Annotated in this window: 9 protein-coding genes and 1 pseudogene; 8 read left to right on the top strand and 2 right to left on the bottom strand. The window is 40.7% G+C overall.

Annotation, left to right across the window (positions count from 1 at the left end):
• The 7 genes and pseudogenes from AC1DSL_RS08340 to AC1DSL_RS08310 form a co-directional block, all read left to right on the top strand.
• Positions 1-2,158: DUF7402 domain-containing protein (locus AC1DSL_RS08340; RefSeq protein ID WP_477531853.1), on the top strand; the 2,158-nt coding region annotated here is incomplete at its 5' end.
• 36 nt (positions 2,159-2,194) lie between these two features.
• The gene (locus AC1DSL_RS08335; protein ID WP_446723148.1) at positions 2,195-2,341 is read left to right on the top strand and encodes an Ig-like domain-containing protein; all 147 of its coding nucleotides are present in this window, start codon (positions 2,195-2,197) and stop codon (positions 2,339-2,341) included.
• A 141-nt stretch (positions 2,342-2,482) separates the two neighbouring features.
• Positions 2,483-3,550 carry a HupE/UreJ family protein gene (locus AC1DSL_RS08330; protein ID WP_477531852.1) on the top strand — a complete coding sequence of 356 codons (1,068 nt, stop codon included), beginning with the start codon at positions 2,483-2,485 and terminating at the stop codon, positions 3,548-3,550.
• A 920-nt stretch (positions 3,551-4,470) separates the two neighbouring features.
• A complete protein-coding gene (locus tag AC1DSL_RS08325; RefSeq protein WP_477531851.1) occupies positions 4,471-5,736 on the top strand; it encodes a M48 family metallopeptidase in 1,266 nt (421 codons plus the stop codon).
• A gap of 145 nt (positions 5,737-5,881) precedes the next feature.
• Positions 5,882-6,193 (top strand): annotated as a pseudogene (locus AC1DSL_RS08320) (general stress protein); the annotation flags it as partial.
• A gap of 518 nt (positions 6,194-6,711) precedes the next feature.
• Positions 6,712-6,894 carry a hypothetical protein gene (locus tag AC1DSL_RS08315; RefSeq protein ID WP_342541956.1) on the top strand — a complete coding sequence of 61 codons (183 nt, stop codon included), beginning with the start codon at positions 6,712-6,714 and terminating at the stop codon, positions 6,892-6,894.
• 488 nt (positions 6,895-7,382) lie between these two features.
• Positions 7,383-7,709, top strand: a complete 327-nt coding sequence (locus tag AC1DSL_RS08310) for a hypothetical protein (RefSeq protein WP_342541955.1) — start codon at positions 7,383-7,385, stop codon at positions 7,707-7,709.
• Positions 7,710-7,893: 184 nt separating this feature from the next.
• On the opposite strand, the gene AC1DSL_RS08305 is transcribed toward AC1DSL_RS08310, so the two are convergent.
• Positions 7,894-8,745, bottom strand: coding sequence for a helix-turn-helix transcriptional regulator (locus AC1DSL_RS08305; protein ID WP_016427909.1), 852 nt, complete (start codon positions 8,743-8,745; stop codon positions 7,894-7,896).
• A 122-nt stretch (positions 8,746-8,867) separates the two neighbouring features.
• On the opposite strand from AC1DSL_RS08305, the gene fabF reads away from it, so the two are divergent.
• The gene (gene fabF, locus AC1DSL_RS08300; protein WP_477531850.1) at positions 8,868-10,103 is read left to right on the top strand and encodes a beta-ketoacyl-ACP synthase II; all 1,236 of its coding nucleotides are present in this window, start codon (positions 8,868-8,870) and stop codon (positions 10,101-10,103) included.
• Between the two features lie 727 nt (positions 10,104-10,830).
• Here fabF and AC1DSL_RS08295 read toward each other — a convergent pair.
• Positions 10,831-14,469 carry an outer membrane protein assembly factor BamB family protein gene (locus AC1DSL_RS08295; RefSeq protein WP_477531849.1) on the bottom strand — a complete coding sequence of 1,213 codons (3,639 nt, stop codon included), beginning with the start codon at positions 14,467-14,469 and terminating at the stop codon, positions 10,831-10,833.
• Positions 14,470-14,494: the final 25 nt, after the last annotated feature.

Here is a 14,494-nt window from a genome sequence, read left to right as displayed (position 1 = left end):
AAATGGAGCCAAAGTACAGACGCTCAGCTTTCCTACTACCGGAAGCATGAGTTCGTATAACGAATTGGTGGTACCTGTTGAGCTGAATCCGGGTCCAAATAACAAGATCGTCATAAAAAGCGATAGCAACGCAGCGGGTGTGAACATAGATAAATTCCAAATTATAGATGGTAACGATCCCAAAAGGATGTGGGGATTTAACGACAATGGCAACGACAGTATCAAGAATGGGTTTAATGCAACTTTGCATGGAAGTGCTGCCTTTGATAAGACGGATAAAATGGAAGGTTCCGCTTCACTCAGCCTGAACGGTGCAGACGGTAATTATGCAAGTACAGATCTTGTATCCAATAAAAAGAACAATCTAACGCTAACAGCCTGGGTGAAGTGGAATGGTGCAACCTCAGGATCTCAACAAATATTGTCCAATGGTGATGGCTTTACCAATGGATATTCCATCGTGTTGGATCATGACCAAGGCGATAAGGTGTCCATTGCAATCAACGGGCAGACGATCCTTGGATCGCAGACTGCTTTGACGGCGGGCCAATGGACCAATATCACGGCGGCAAGAAGAAGCGGCACCTGGGAGCTTTATATCAATGGCAAGAGCACACCGGTAACCAATAATACAACAGCTCCTTATACGCCAACAACGGGAACGTATATCGGTGCAGACAGTAGAGGCCAACAAAGCTTCAATGGACGTATTGATGCAGTAAGGGTTTACAATCAAGCATTGTCTACAGATCAGATCATGGCAATTGCCAACGAGACTTCTAACGTTAAGTTGCAAAGCATCGAAATAACTAAACTGCCAACAAAGTTGAATTACCTGCAGGGAGATGGGCTTAATATAGACGGGCTGGTTGTGACAGGCACTTACAGCGATGGAACAACAAAAGTGGAAAACGTAACGGTTGATAATATTACCGGCTTTAAGTCCTTTCGTATAGGAAAAGTGCAACTGGCTGTGACTCTAGGTGGAAAGACAGCCAGCTTTAATGTAAATATTTTAGATGTATTGCCTGGTTCAGCATTGGTGCCAGGAAGGATAGAAAGTGCAAACTACAATTCGAAACAGGGTGCTGTACTTAGAAATCAACGGATTAATGATGGCGGACCCGCATGGCGAGTGGGTGCTATGGAAATAGGCGACTGGATGGAATATAACGTAGATGTGGCAAAATCGGGATTCTATCAATTAAATTACAAGGTAGCATCAAACGCGGGGTATACGGGAGAGGTTGAATTCCTGGTAGATGGAGTACCTCAAACGAGAACCTCAATCTCAACCGGGGGTCCGACCAACTATGTCATTAAATCCGAAACGGTCAGACTGAGTGAAGGCTCACATAAAATAAGGCTGAATGTAAATGCAGGTTTTTGGGTTTTTCGCTGGTTTGAATTGATAGAAATTCAAGAAAAAAAATTGAACAGCATCACAGTACCTGCTGACATCACAGAGGTGGCAATCGGAACGGCGAAGACAGCGGACGCCCTTGGATTTCCAAAGAAAGTATCCTTGGATACCGATGCAGGCAAGGTGGATAATGCCAATGTGACATGGAATGTAGATGCTTCAAACTATGATCCCACTGCCACGACGGCGCAGACCTTCACTGTAAATGGAACTGTAACTTTGCCAAATGGGGTGGCAAATCCCAATAACGTGCCTTTAACAACAAGCATTAGAGTAACTGTTAATAAGATCCCAGCGTGGACCGCCGCAGTTACCGCTTCATCGTATTACGATGCCGCTCGTTCTCCCGACAAAGTGTTCGATGGCATCATAGGGCAATCGGGCGAATGGGCGTCCAAGGGAGAACAGAATCCATGGATCCAGGTGAATTGGACGACGAATCAAACGATCAGCAAGATTACCTTCTATGATCGGCCCTATTTAGCTGACTGGGCGCCCGGCGGAACACTTACCTTTAGCGACGGAAGCACTGTGACGGTTTCAGGAATCCCGAATGACGGGAGCGCTTATTCTGTAACTTTCCCTGACAAGACGGTGACATGGGTCAAATTCCAGGTATCCGGTGGAAGCGGACCAAATGTCGGTTTGTCGGAAATGAAAATTTTAGCGCCAGTGCTTCCGGCTACGGAGATTAGCGTCCTTGAAACAGAAAGTGTAATACCGAAGACATCGTAGACTTCAAACCGGTTGCCGTGAATACGAGCATAGGCAATACCCGCACTTCCTGCAAAGGTTGAGGCCATATACAATGACGGAACAACAGGGGCAGTGAATGTTGTATGGGAGGAAATCACAGCAGCATGTGCTGCAAGACGCTCAATATTTATTGACACAATTACGATTCGCACAAGGGATTAGATTTAAACTTTGATGAAAAGAGGTCCCGCGGCAAAATATTTGCTGCGGGACGTTCTATATTAAGGCGCTCAATATTTATTGACACAATTACGATTCGCTCCGAGGGATTAGATTTTAACTTTGATGAAAAGAGGTCTCGCTTTGAAACTACGTGCATTCCTGTCCTTGTTCATAGTCACCTTAATATTTTGTGCGAATGCCAGCACTTCATTTGCCCATACCGACAAAAGTAGGGGTTACTCGAATTTAAACATTAAAGGGAAAACGATTGACTATGAACTTTTTCTTGATCAAATAGACATGCTGGAACAATTTGATACCAACAAGGATAAATATCTGGATAACGAGGAACTGTCCTCGCAGAAAGAAAGAATCGAATCGGTATTACAGAAAGATCTTCGTATAGATGTGGATTCGAAGCCCTTAACGATGGAAATGCTTTCGATGGAGTTGGCAGAAAAGGGTTCCACGATTGGCGTAATTTTTAAATTAAGGATAACCGCCGATGAAGCTATCGAACAATTTAATCTTCATTACAATCTGATGTTTGAAGATGCGCCTCTACATACGAATGTACTTTTGGTCCATTCAGGGGAATATTTCTATCAGAATATTCTTGATACCAAAAAAAAAGATGTTCAGATCACCATTGCTCAGCCTGAAAGTGAATCCGTCCTATGGAAATACTTTGTACTTGGAATCGAACACATTTTGACCGGGTTCGATCATATGCTGTTTTTGTTATCCTTAGTATTAATCGCATCTCGCTTCAAGGATGCGTTGAAAATTGTTACTGCTTTTACAATCGGCCACAGCATAACACTATTCTTGGTGGCCACCGACCGTATTCAGGTCAGTTCGCATTGGGTCGAAGTTTTTATAGCGCTGACCATCTGTTATGTGGCAGTGGAAAATATATTTGTTCAAAAGGTGAAATGGCGGTGGCTATTGACAGCCATATTTGGCCTGATTCACGGTATGGGTTTCGCCGGGGCTTTGACTGAAATAGGACTTCCAAAGAGCAATCTGATTGGCACACTCCTCTCATTTAATTTAGGAGTGGAAACGGGTCAGTTCATGGTATTGTGTCTATTACTGCCTCTCTTGAATTGGCTGCGCAGGTTCCCATGGTATCGTAAAATGATGATCTCAGCGTCTTGCCTTATTTTTGTTTTAGCATTTTATTGGTTGCTTCAACGTCTGCAGTAAACTATAAAATTGTAACTATATCTTTGGAGCAATATTGGAAAGATAAGACAAAGTATGAGCTAGTATGTAAAACGGAATTAAAAAATGAAGAGCCTGAATAGGCAGTATTTTATGTACTCCAATTAGCAGCGCAACTTGGAAATGAAATCAATGTAGTTGGTCCTTTGACATACGAAGAAAACAATGTAGTGTTTGAAGGGTAATGCTCATCGCCTAAAATAGTAGGATAAAGTTGGTTCCACTTTAATATTGATAATTTTAAATAACCTTCTTCAACAAACGGGTGCTTTACTTCAATAAGGAATGAAGCCTTTTTTCTTATTGAACTATCGGAGCAGTTTTAGCTTTCGGTATTTACAGGTATGCTCCGCATGTATCGTTTTAACGCAAATAACCCACCATTCTTGTAACGCCCAAAACCCTTGATAGATAAAGGTTTTAGGCGTTTTTTGTTTAGGTGTTAAGGTTATAGAAAGAAGGATTAACGCATTTTTCGAACCATTCAGGAGGACCTACTGTTGTATCTGGATCAATGGCAAGATGAACAAACCAACTATCAGCTGCAGCACCATGCCAGTGTTTACATTTGGAAGTATTTCCACTACATCTCCTGGATATATTTCTTGAGCAGGTTTTCCTTTTTCCTAATACCAGCCTCTTCCGCCAGTAACCAAAAGAATCTGTCCACTCGGATGTGCATGCCAATTGTTCGTTAGGTTTTGATTAGATATTGGCTTTAATACAGCACTCCTTTCATTTTAATAAATACTCTGTGATGATATCTCTAAGTCCGTCCAAAGTGGGCTTTTCTTAATAGAATAGTTGGAAATAAAGCATATTTGTTAGAATATGGTTCTATCTTTTCTGTTTTTGATTACACTAAATGTATGTAAGAGAGAGTGAGTGGAGGTGAAGTGGATTTGACGAAAAAATGGGGAATTAATGCTCTTTTCTTATTTGGGGTATATGCTTTCCTGATGTATGTTTATATCTTCCATAGTGGCAGTGGGGGTATACCTGCAACTTTAAAAGGAACTGTTGCAGATCCGCATGTTTTTATGTCGGATCGAGAATTGTACCTTAGTGAGGAGTATTCAAGAATAAAGAATTTTCTCTTTTTTGTATCAATACCGTTTGAATGGCTTGTCTATTTATTTATACTGATTACTGGACTTTCACAAGCGTTTGAAAGATGGATTCCTTTGCAAAAAAAATGGGCAATTTTGCAAAATGCAGTATATGTATTTTTACTGTCTGTTCTTACGTTTATTGTTTTATTTCCTTTAGACTATTACAGATATTTCTTAAGTGAAAAATATGGGATTAGTACCCAGGATTTCAATTCTTGGATGCGAGATAATGTCATTGATTTTTGGGTTAACTTAGGAACGACAGTAGTGATTGTAACGGTTCTTTATTGGCTTATAAATAAAAGCACAAAGAGATGGTGGTTCAATGCCTGGTTACTAATGATTCCTTTCTCCATTTTCCTCATGTTTATTCAACCAGTAATAATCGACCCCTTATATAATGATTTTTATCCACTAACAAATAAAGAATTAGAGACGAAAATTCTCACGTTGGCTGAGCAAGCAAAAATTCCAACAGAACATGTGTATGAAGTTAACATGGCGGAAAAGACAAATGCTCTAAATGCTTATGTTACGGGGATTGGGAATAATTCAAGAATAGTATTATGGGATACGACTTTGAACCGCTTATCAGAAAATGAAATTCTCTTCATCATGGCTCATGAGATGGGGCATTATGTGGAGAAACATATATATTTTGGAATCGCTCGTTATATCCTAATGATGCTTGTCGGGCTCTGGTTAACCGCTAAAATAATGCCTTGGGCTATCCATCGCTTTGGACGTGTATTAAAAATTAAACGAGTAAACGCTATTCATTCATTGCCATTATTTTTACTTATTACATCTTTTCTATTATTCGTTTCAAGTCCAATTTCAAATTATATTTCTAGATATCAGGAAACAAGAGCTGATCAGTATGCAATAAACCTAATGGACGACCCGGAGGCAGCTGTCAAAACTTTTCAAGAACTTACGAAGGCAGGATTGAATGAGGTGAATCCTCCACTACTCGTAAAATGGTTTCGTTATTCACATCCGACAATGCTAGAAAGAATAAATAAAGTTGCAAATGAAAATGAATCAAAAGAGTGAGGGGCAAAATAGTACGATTTTAAATTTAGTCGTTCTTCAACTTACGGGGCCGTGAGTTGAAGAACAAGAAGAAAAAATAGAAAAAACTATATATTTGCCATCCCATGTTATTCGTCTACTATTTCGGGCGGTTGAGGAATTAAAGGCAACTGGAGGGCTTCTTGGGGGAGCCGCGGGATTATTGGCAGGTGTAGGAGCGCTTGCAATTCCGGGAATTGGGCCACTTCTGGCAGCAGGTCCTATTGTAGCTATGTTAACCGGAGCTGCAGTCGGTGCAGGTACAGGCGGACTAGCTGGAGCATTAATTGGGATGGGCATTCCGGAAGCTGAGGCAGATTAATACGTACGGGATGTTAAAGATGGGAAGCTGCTCGTATTGTTAGTTCCGAATGCCAGAAAAACGGATTCATTCGTTAACAATGAATTACACACAACTTCAGGTACTACTAGACATTAAGTACAATAAATTCACAAAAAACAAGGTCAATCCTTTCTGAGGATTGGCCTTGTTTTTATGAGCTAAGGAAAGTAGAAACATTCTTAGCTCATATTATAGATACCTGATTGCCTTATACTATTTCACTTTTCTCTTTCTTCAAGAGAAGGAACCGCGGTTGAAATGATGTATTTAACAGAAAATCCAGTTCAATTAAGTGGAGAAAAGTATGAAAAAAATTAACAATTTACCCCCATATATAAAAGGAATACAAGAAACAATTTCTTGGATGATGAAAAGGGCATGAATGTATTTTGTTACATTCAAAATTTTTTTGAAAGTATGTATAAAAGTCAAATTAGTTGTTAATAATATAAGTAAATGACCATTTTCTTCATTATTKAATTAATAGTTTTATTAATAGATTTGTCCTTAAACTTATCAAATAGTAGATACAGTATATAAAATAAAATATGTAATAGGGTTATTTCTTGAGTTGCTATATGAAAGAGAAAAGAAGAAGGGAGGATATAACTCTTATGAAAACGTTTATAAACAAATTTGCAGAAGCGATTGGCATAGGTATCATTTTACTATTATTTAATCCTGAGTTAATGGTGGTAGGATCTAGTATTAGAGAGAATGCATATGAGACGATTGTAGTTAGCCTATTAGTAATAATAATCGTTTTGATTTTAAGAAAACCCAAATCACGAGCATAATGATTGGAAAAAAATAAAAGTCGTCAATTCTGAGCGAACTAAACCCAACTTAATTATTGGGTTAATTAACATGGAATGTTTCGGATGAAATTAAGGGAGAAGATGAATGACATCATTATTCCTATTAGCTTCTTCAACTAACTGGTACCTTAGTTGAAGAATTGGCTGCCTTTACAGGGCAGCTTTTTCTTATGGAGTAATGAAGTTGATTACTTTATAATCCGGAAGTAATGTCAACCTACTGTGAATGGAAGGTTTATAGTCTTTAATGTTTAATAATAGATCATTTACAAATTTATAACATCTAGGACGTATTATATTARCAACACATCGTTAATCTATATATTAGTGGGGATAGCTTGAGTGGCTATCATGGTATTTGGCGAAGGAGGAGCCAATACCTTTTTATTTTTCGTTTTATTTTTTTGTTCGTTTCTTTCGTTACTAATAAAATTGGGTGGTCAATTATAAATCTAGGGGGGCTTACAATGTTAACATTGTCTGAAAATAATAATGAAGTGCTACCAATGACCCTAAATATTAAAGAAATTGACAAGCAATATATCATTAAGCAAAAAATATTTGAAGCATTAAATTTTTCAGTATACATAGTTACGTGTAAACAAGAAGGTACATTCTATGAACTCCTATTAATTAAAGATTTCAATTCAGAAGGACCATCAGCACATATTTGGCACAAAAAGATTTGTAAGAACTCAACTATTATAGAGATTGCAAAAGAAGTTGCTGAAGCTATCCAATCAGGATTCATTAAAAACGAATCCTCTCTTGTGTTGGTTTGTAATAAAGTTTGATCAAAAGCATGCTACAAAAATTGATTTTTCAACAGKAKAAACCCAAACATTTTGAAAAAAGTTTGGTCAAAATGCTTGGGTTGTTTGTTGCTAGTGAATAATTTTTTATAAAAAAGTTTTGATCATTTTCTACCTGTGTTTGCACAACAATAGCGCCCTATAATGGAATAACGAAATTACTTTATTAATTTTCAACGGAAACCCTCTTCATTAATCGTTTTAATTTCTTTTCTGTATCTGTTTCCTCTACTGGTGTATAGATACTGCACCGTAAATCCATATCACCTTGAACTTGGAGAGAAGTTAAATTAAACAACATTTTGCCTGCTTTAGCATGTCTGAATTCAATTATCATTTCTGGAGCCTTACTCACTTGACTTTCTAGCCATAAATCTTGGAATTCTGGATGTGAATGACTCATTTCTTTAATAAATTGGTTGTACCATTCATCGCCTAAATAGTGTCCATAATAGGTACGGAAAATGGCAAGAAAACCTTTCGCAAAATGTTCCCAATTGACGGCCAATGCTTTGAATTCTTTTCTGGTGAACACTAAACGAATCAAATTTCTTTGATCATTCGGTATTTGTTCAAAATCTAAAAAAACATGAGCAGCTGCAGGATTCCAGCCCACAATATGGCAATGTCGATCCGTAATGATAGTCGGACAATATGTTAATTCAGCTAGTATTCGTTTTAAAGAAGGGCTAAGCTCTGATTGATCCTTTTTTGGATGTGTAATTTCCGATTTTGCTTCTAATGCCAGGTCATATAAGTAGTCTCTTTCATCATTATTTAATTGCAAAGCTGTAGAAATACAATCAAATACGATTGAAGAAACTTTTATATCTCTTCCCTGCTCTAGCCATGTATACCAAGTGGTACTTACACCTGCTAGTTGTGCAACCTCTTCTCTTCGTAACCCAGGTGTCCTTCTCCGGGTTCCGACAGGCAAACCAATTGACTCTGGCTTAATTTGAGCACGCTTAGCTTTTAAGAATGTCGACAAAGCTTCAAGCCTAGTTTTATCATTCATTTTTAAAACTCCTCATCATACCAATTTAACCTAGTGGTAATTATACCAGGATAAACAATCACTTGTAATAGGATAAAGTGACTGTAAAATACAAGTATATTATTGATTTGGAGTGATGAACAGTGGAAAGAGTTGTGATTACAGGTATGGGAGTAGTCTCTCCTATAGGAAACAACCTCAAGACATTTTGGAACAATCTGATTAACGGAGAGTCTGGTATATCCCTTATTGATACATTTGATGTTACTAATCATAAGGCAAAAATTGCAGGTGTCATACGAGATTTTGATGCAGATGAAATTTTTGGAAAGAAAGAAGCAAGACGTTTAGATCGCTTTTCTCAATTTTCTTTGGCTGCAGCCGAACAAGCTTGGACAGACTCTGAGTTAGACCTCAAACGTATAGACGGAGAAAGGTTAGGCGTATACGTAGGTTCAGGTATAGGGGGACTTGAAACCTTAATTGAAAATATTGATGCGCTTAGACAGAAGGGACCAAGAAGAGTCAGCCCAACTCTAGTACCTGCCATGATTTCTAATGCTGCTGCTGCACAAATTAGTATCCAATGGAACGCCATGGGACCTTCTATGTCTCCTGTTTCCGCATGTGCAATTGGAAATACAGCTATCGGAGAAGCCTTTAGACTAATCCGTTCTGGAGAAGTTGACGTTATGTTTGCGGGTGGAACAGAGGCAGCTATAACAGACTTATCAATAGCAAGCTTTGGTAATGCTACAGCATTATCAACAAGAAACGACGATCCAACTAAAGCTAGTCGTCCATTTGATGAAAATCGAGATGGATTTGTCATGTCAGAAGGAGCTGGAATTCTAATCTTAGAATCCTTATCTCATGCTTTACGTAGAGAGGCAAAGATTTATGCAGAAGTCATTGGATATGGTGCAAGTTCAGATGCACACCATATGGTAGCTACACACCCAGAAGGTAGAGGGGCCAATCTTGCAATGAGATCAGCTTTAAAAAATGCCAATATATCTCCTGAGGAAATTGATGTTATTAGTGCCCATGCAACAAGTACAAAAGTGGGGGACATCTCTGAAACGATGGCTATTAAGCAGCTATTTGGAAAGCTAGCTTATCAGATTCCAATAACAGCTAATAAATCTATGCTTGGTCATATGTTAGGGGCAGCTGGTGGAGTTGAAGCAATTGCTTTAGCAATGAGCATAAAGGAAGAGATAGTTCCTCCAACAATTAACTTAGAAAATCCTGATCCATTATGTGATCTAGATTATGTACCGTCTGTTGCTCGCCAAGTGAAAATAAATATGGGGCTATCTAACTCATTTGGTTTTGGAGGTCATAATGCGGCTATTGTTTTAAAAAAATACGAGTGAATAAACTTTCTCTCGTAAATCTAACCGTTTCCTCTAGAAACGGTTAGATTTATTCAATTAAATGGCCCTTTAGTTGAGTAACTTTATTGCTACTCAATAGTTCCTTAATCCGCGCTTTCCGTTCAGAACTTCTTTTCACTTTTCACTATAAAAACACCCCTTTATATAAACAGATCCAAAGGGGCAAAACATCGCTACTTTTTTATAAACGTCGCGATTTTATTCAAAACATCGCGTCTTTTTTAAAAACATCGTGACTTTATTTAAAAACAGCATCTTGTGTAGTAGCCTGGTTTTGCGCTACATGGATGGCTAACTGCTTAGTTTAAGCTGCCTTTACACGGAGCTTTTTCTTAATGGTAATGAAGTTAATGACTTCACTATAGTAGCATTTGATAGTTAATGCAGAGGGTGATTATGGCGGGTTAGTGCGGAGTGGCAATAGGGGGCGTTCTTTTCTTTAAGCCGTTTGCGTTGTCGCGCCTTCGGTTTTTTTGTTTACCTTCCTGATGTCCCCTAGTTCAACTTTTAACTGAAGGTGATCACTTCCTCATCCGGAAGTATGTCAACCAATGTGCAAGGGCATCCCCTTTCAAATAAAACATTTACTGCCCAACATTCACTTAAAAAAGGGGTGCCGAAAACTCCGGCACTCCTTTTCATTAGGGTCAATTTAATGAGTATTCTATCAAACTATAAAACAGTCAAGTAAAAGTGGATGTATAGATTACTCTGCTGCATTTGGATCCAATGTTTCCAGCTGTGTTGCCCACCGCTCAATATTAGCTGCGGGGTTCGTTCCTTCGGCAGGATAGTCGGTGATGTGGTACCAGCTGATTGTCCGTTTTTCGCCTGCTGCTACACTTGCATCAAAGGAGGCACCGAAAATATAACCGAAGGCACTGATCCCAGTTGGTTTGTCTTTGACCCAGGCAATCCCATGTGCCGGGCTGTTTATAGCGGTTTTAGGCCCATCATACACATAATTCCCCGTCCATCCGGAAGTCTTGAAGCCGGGATTAACGTTTGCAAAACCTGGAACTATTGCCGTGTCATCAGAACTGTCTGGATCGAGTAAATATTGGAAGTATCCTTTGAAATCTTTTGTTCCGGTATTTTCTAATTCCAAGGTTAGCTTGGCCACCGGTGCATCCGGAAGCAATTGGTAGGTGACCGACGTCTTGATGGACGGATCAATTTGTGCTTCTCCGGAAGCTTTTATTGCGTTTCCTAAGGTCTCGATTTTAGGAAGAGACAGCCATTCTCCAGAACGGTTCCATGGAACTTGTGGATCATTCATAGTCGGTGAAAGGATTAACTCGCTCCAATCCAAGGTTTCCATGGCATTATCATCCTGTAGGGCAAGGTCGCCTAGCCATCCTGGCTGGAAAGTACCTGCCTGATTATTGGCAGCCACTTGTGTAGAGATGGTCGCCTCTACCTTGTTATTGATGATGTAATGGTACGGGTTGCCTGTTGTTGCGTCCAAGCGGGTGCTTCCTGCATGAAAATCTGGAGCTTCCTGAGATTCTCCTGCAATCGGCTCGGTGATAGCGTTTAGCTTTAGTTCCTTCGTTTCATTTTTCCCCTCTACCATCGTGACAGTAAGAGAAGTGTCTGAATGAAACCCTCTTCGTTTTGTAGAAAGAGTATATTTGCCTGGCTTTAATCCGATTAGGTATTGGCCATCAGCATTGGCTACTGAAGTCTGGCGGTTCCCCTCGGTATCGGTCGCTACAACGGTCGCACCGGATACCGGTTTTCCGGTATCAGCATCCGTCACCTTACCAGTTACTCGCGGCCATCTTTGGGCAGATTTTCCTCCAGGTGTGTATGCATAAAGGTTTCCATCATGAGCACCAACAACAAGCGTATTTCCTGAAATCGCAGGGGAAGATGCCACCCAAGCTCCAATTTCATGATGCCATAATGGCTGTCCTGTTATTCGGTCAAGCGCATAAAGCTTTCCGTCGTTGGAACCGATGAAGATGGTTTCTCCACTAACGGCCGCTGATGAAATGATTCCGCCATCCGTACGATATTTCCATTTTAAAGAACCTGTGCCCGCGTCTATTGCAGCAACGTTTCCGTCAGGGAATCCCATGTAGACGACTCCATCCGCTACAGCAGGGGAGGAACCAGTTGCCTGACCATGAATGTAGGATTTATCGGAGCTCTTATAGCGCCATAGCTCGTTGCCTGTCGAGGCGTCGAGTGAGACGATTAAACCGCCCTGGTACCCCATAAACACACGGCCATCTGAGATGGAAGGCATGGAGTGCATCCAGCCGCCTGCTGGTTTTTTGCGCCAGATTTCCTTGCCTGTAGTAGCGTCAAGAGAGATCAGCCAGCCGCCGTCTGCACCAACAAATACCTTGCCATCTTGTACTACAGGTGTGGATTCAACGATCCAGCCGCCTGCTAAAGGAGCATTCCATAATTGTTCGCCGGTTTTGGCATCAAGCGCCATGATTGCACCACCGCTGCCTGTGCTGTATGCCTGGTATAGGACTCCATCGGCTACTGTTGGAGAATAATACATCCAGGATCTCTGTACTTGATCCTTGCCAACGGATTTTTCCCAAATCCTTTCCCCGGTTTTTGCATTCATCGCATAGAGTGTGCCGCGAATCGAATTCGCATAAACGACTCCGTCTGCTACTGCTGGGGATGCTTGGACCTGGGCATCTGCTTTTACTGCCCATTTCTTTAGGCCGGTTTCCAGGTCAACCGCATGGATAGCAATTTGGTCCGTGCCGTTTTCATCACGTGTCCCGATATAAACCATTCCATTTGCAATGGCAGGGGAGGAGGTAAGAATCGTACCTGGTGTCCGGTAGGTCCAACCTAATCGCATACCCGCTTCGAGTGTATCTTTTGTCTCTCCGGTATGCTGGGCATTGCCATGGAACATCGTCCAGTCAGAACCGCCCTTAGGTGAGATAGGCTGAGAGTCTACGATGTTGAACGTGTTGTTTTTAACCCAAACCTTTCCTGCATCGTCGGTTACCCTAACTTCTATGGCATGCTTGCCTTTTGATGCTTTTTTAGCATTCCATTGGGTAAACCAGGCCATTCCGCTGCTTTGTTTCAGTTTTTTCCATGAGTCGCCATCTACTCTGTATTCCACTTTAGAGACATTGCTTGTCGTATTATAGGCATTTACCAATATGTCCACTTTGCCCTTTGGAACATCGCTTCCGGCCGCTGGATGGACAATCGATGCGCTTTGTTTAACGTCATACATCTTATAGTTTGCATTCTTGTGGTCGCCCTGGAAAGAAACCATCCGGAATCCGTTCGGTGACTGATCAATCGTATAAGCACTTGAAACAGTCGTTACATGGTTAGCACCTGGAATGGTATCTTGTGCCACATCGTTAACATGGGTATGTCCAACCATCACCAGTCGTGTCTGATACTGGCTAAGTAGTTCAATAAACTTCTTCGTGTTATCAGGTGACGGGGTTTCCGGTGTATTCAAAGGCTTATGGACGAATACTACTACTTCTTTGTCTTTTGCATTTTGGGCGAGATCCTGTTTTAACCATTCCAATTGGTCATTTTCATTGAAGCCCAATGTATTTTCCAATGTAACAAAATGCCTGTTGCCATAATCGAATGAATACCACTCAGGTCCGAGATACTTGCGGTAACGGTCCACTCTTGTTTGATAGCTAGAACCTGGGGCAAAGTCATGGTTTCCGACAGCTGGGTAGACAGGAACAGCAGATGTAGCTGTGCTCGCTGTATAATCCTGATATTCTGCATCGGTCGCCCGGTTGGTCAAGTCGCCACTAACGGCGATAAAGGCAGGGTTTCCTGTCGATTCGTTAATTTGCGCTAGCTGTGATGTGAATCGTTCACGGTTATTATTTGACCCTGCTTCCACGTGAACATCGGCCACGTTGGCAAAGGAAAAGTTAGGATTATTGCTTTCAGGCTTAAGTAGCAGTCCGAAGTTTTGTTCTCGTGTTTCACCGGCCTCGAGGTTGCCAAGTTGCTTATAGAACTGGGGTGTTTTGTTTTCGTCTGTTGGGACGCTATACCCGCTAGGAACGGTAACAAAGACGATATCCGACTGGCGTCTTTCAATGTTTGCCGTCAGTGTATACTTTCCTGAATCATCGGTAACGGAAATGCTCTTACCATCTGATACAGACACATTTGGAATTCCCTGTTCGTTGTTATCGCGGACTCCATTTCCATTTTTGTCTGCGAACACCGTTCCCGTAACAGTAGCATTAGGATTATCTGCGACAACCGGTTTGACGACAGCCGCCAAAGCAAGACTACACATCACGGCTACGGTAATCGGTTTAAGCTTTTCCTTCACCGTTTTCCCTTTTTCATTTAAAGGTTTCATTCTTATTCCTCCTATTAATCTCGTA

Source organism: Paenisporosarcina sp. P4_D4 (assembly GCF_056401835.1).
Note: the sequence above shows the minus strand (reverse complement) of the source record. Positions and strands in the feature narration are given on the sequence as shown.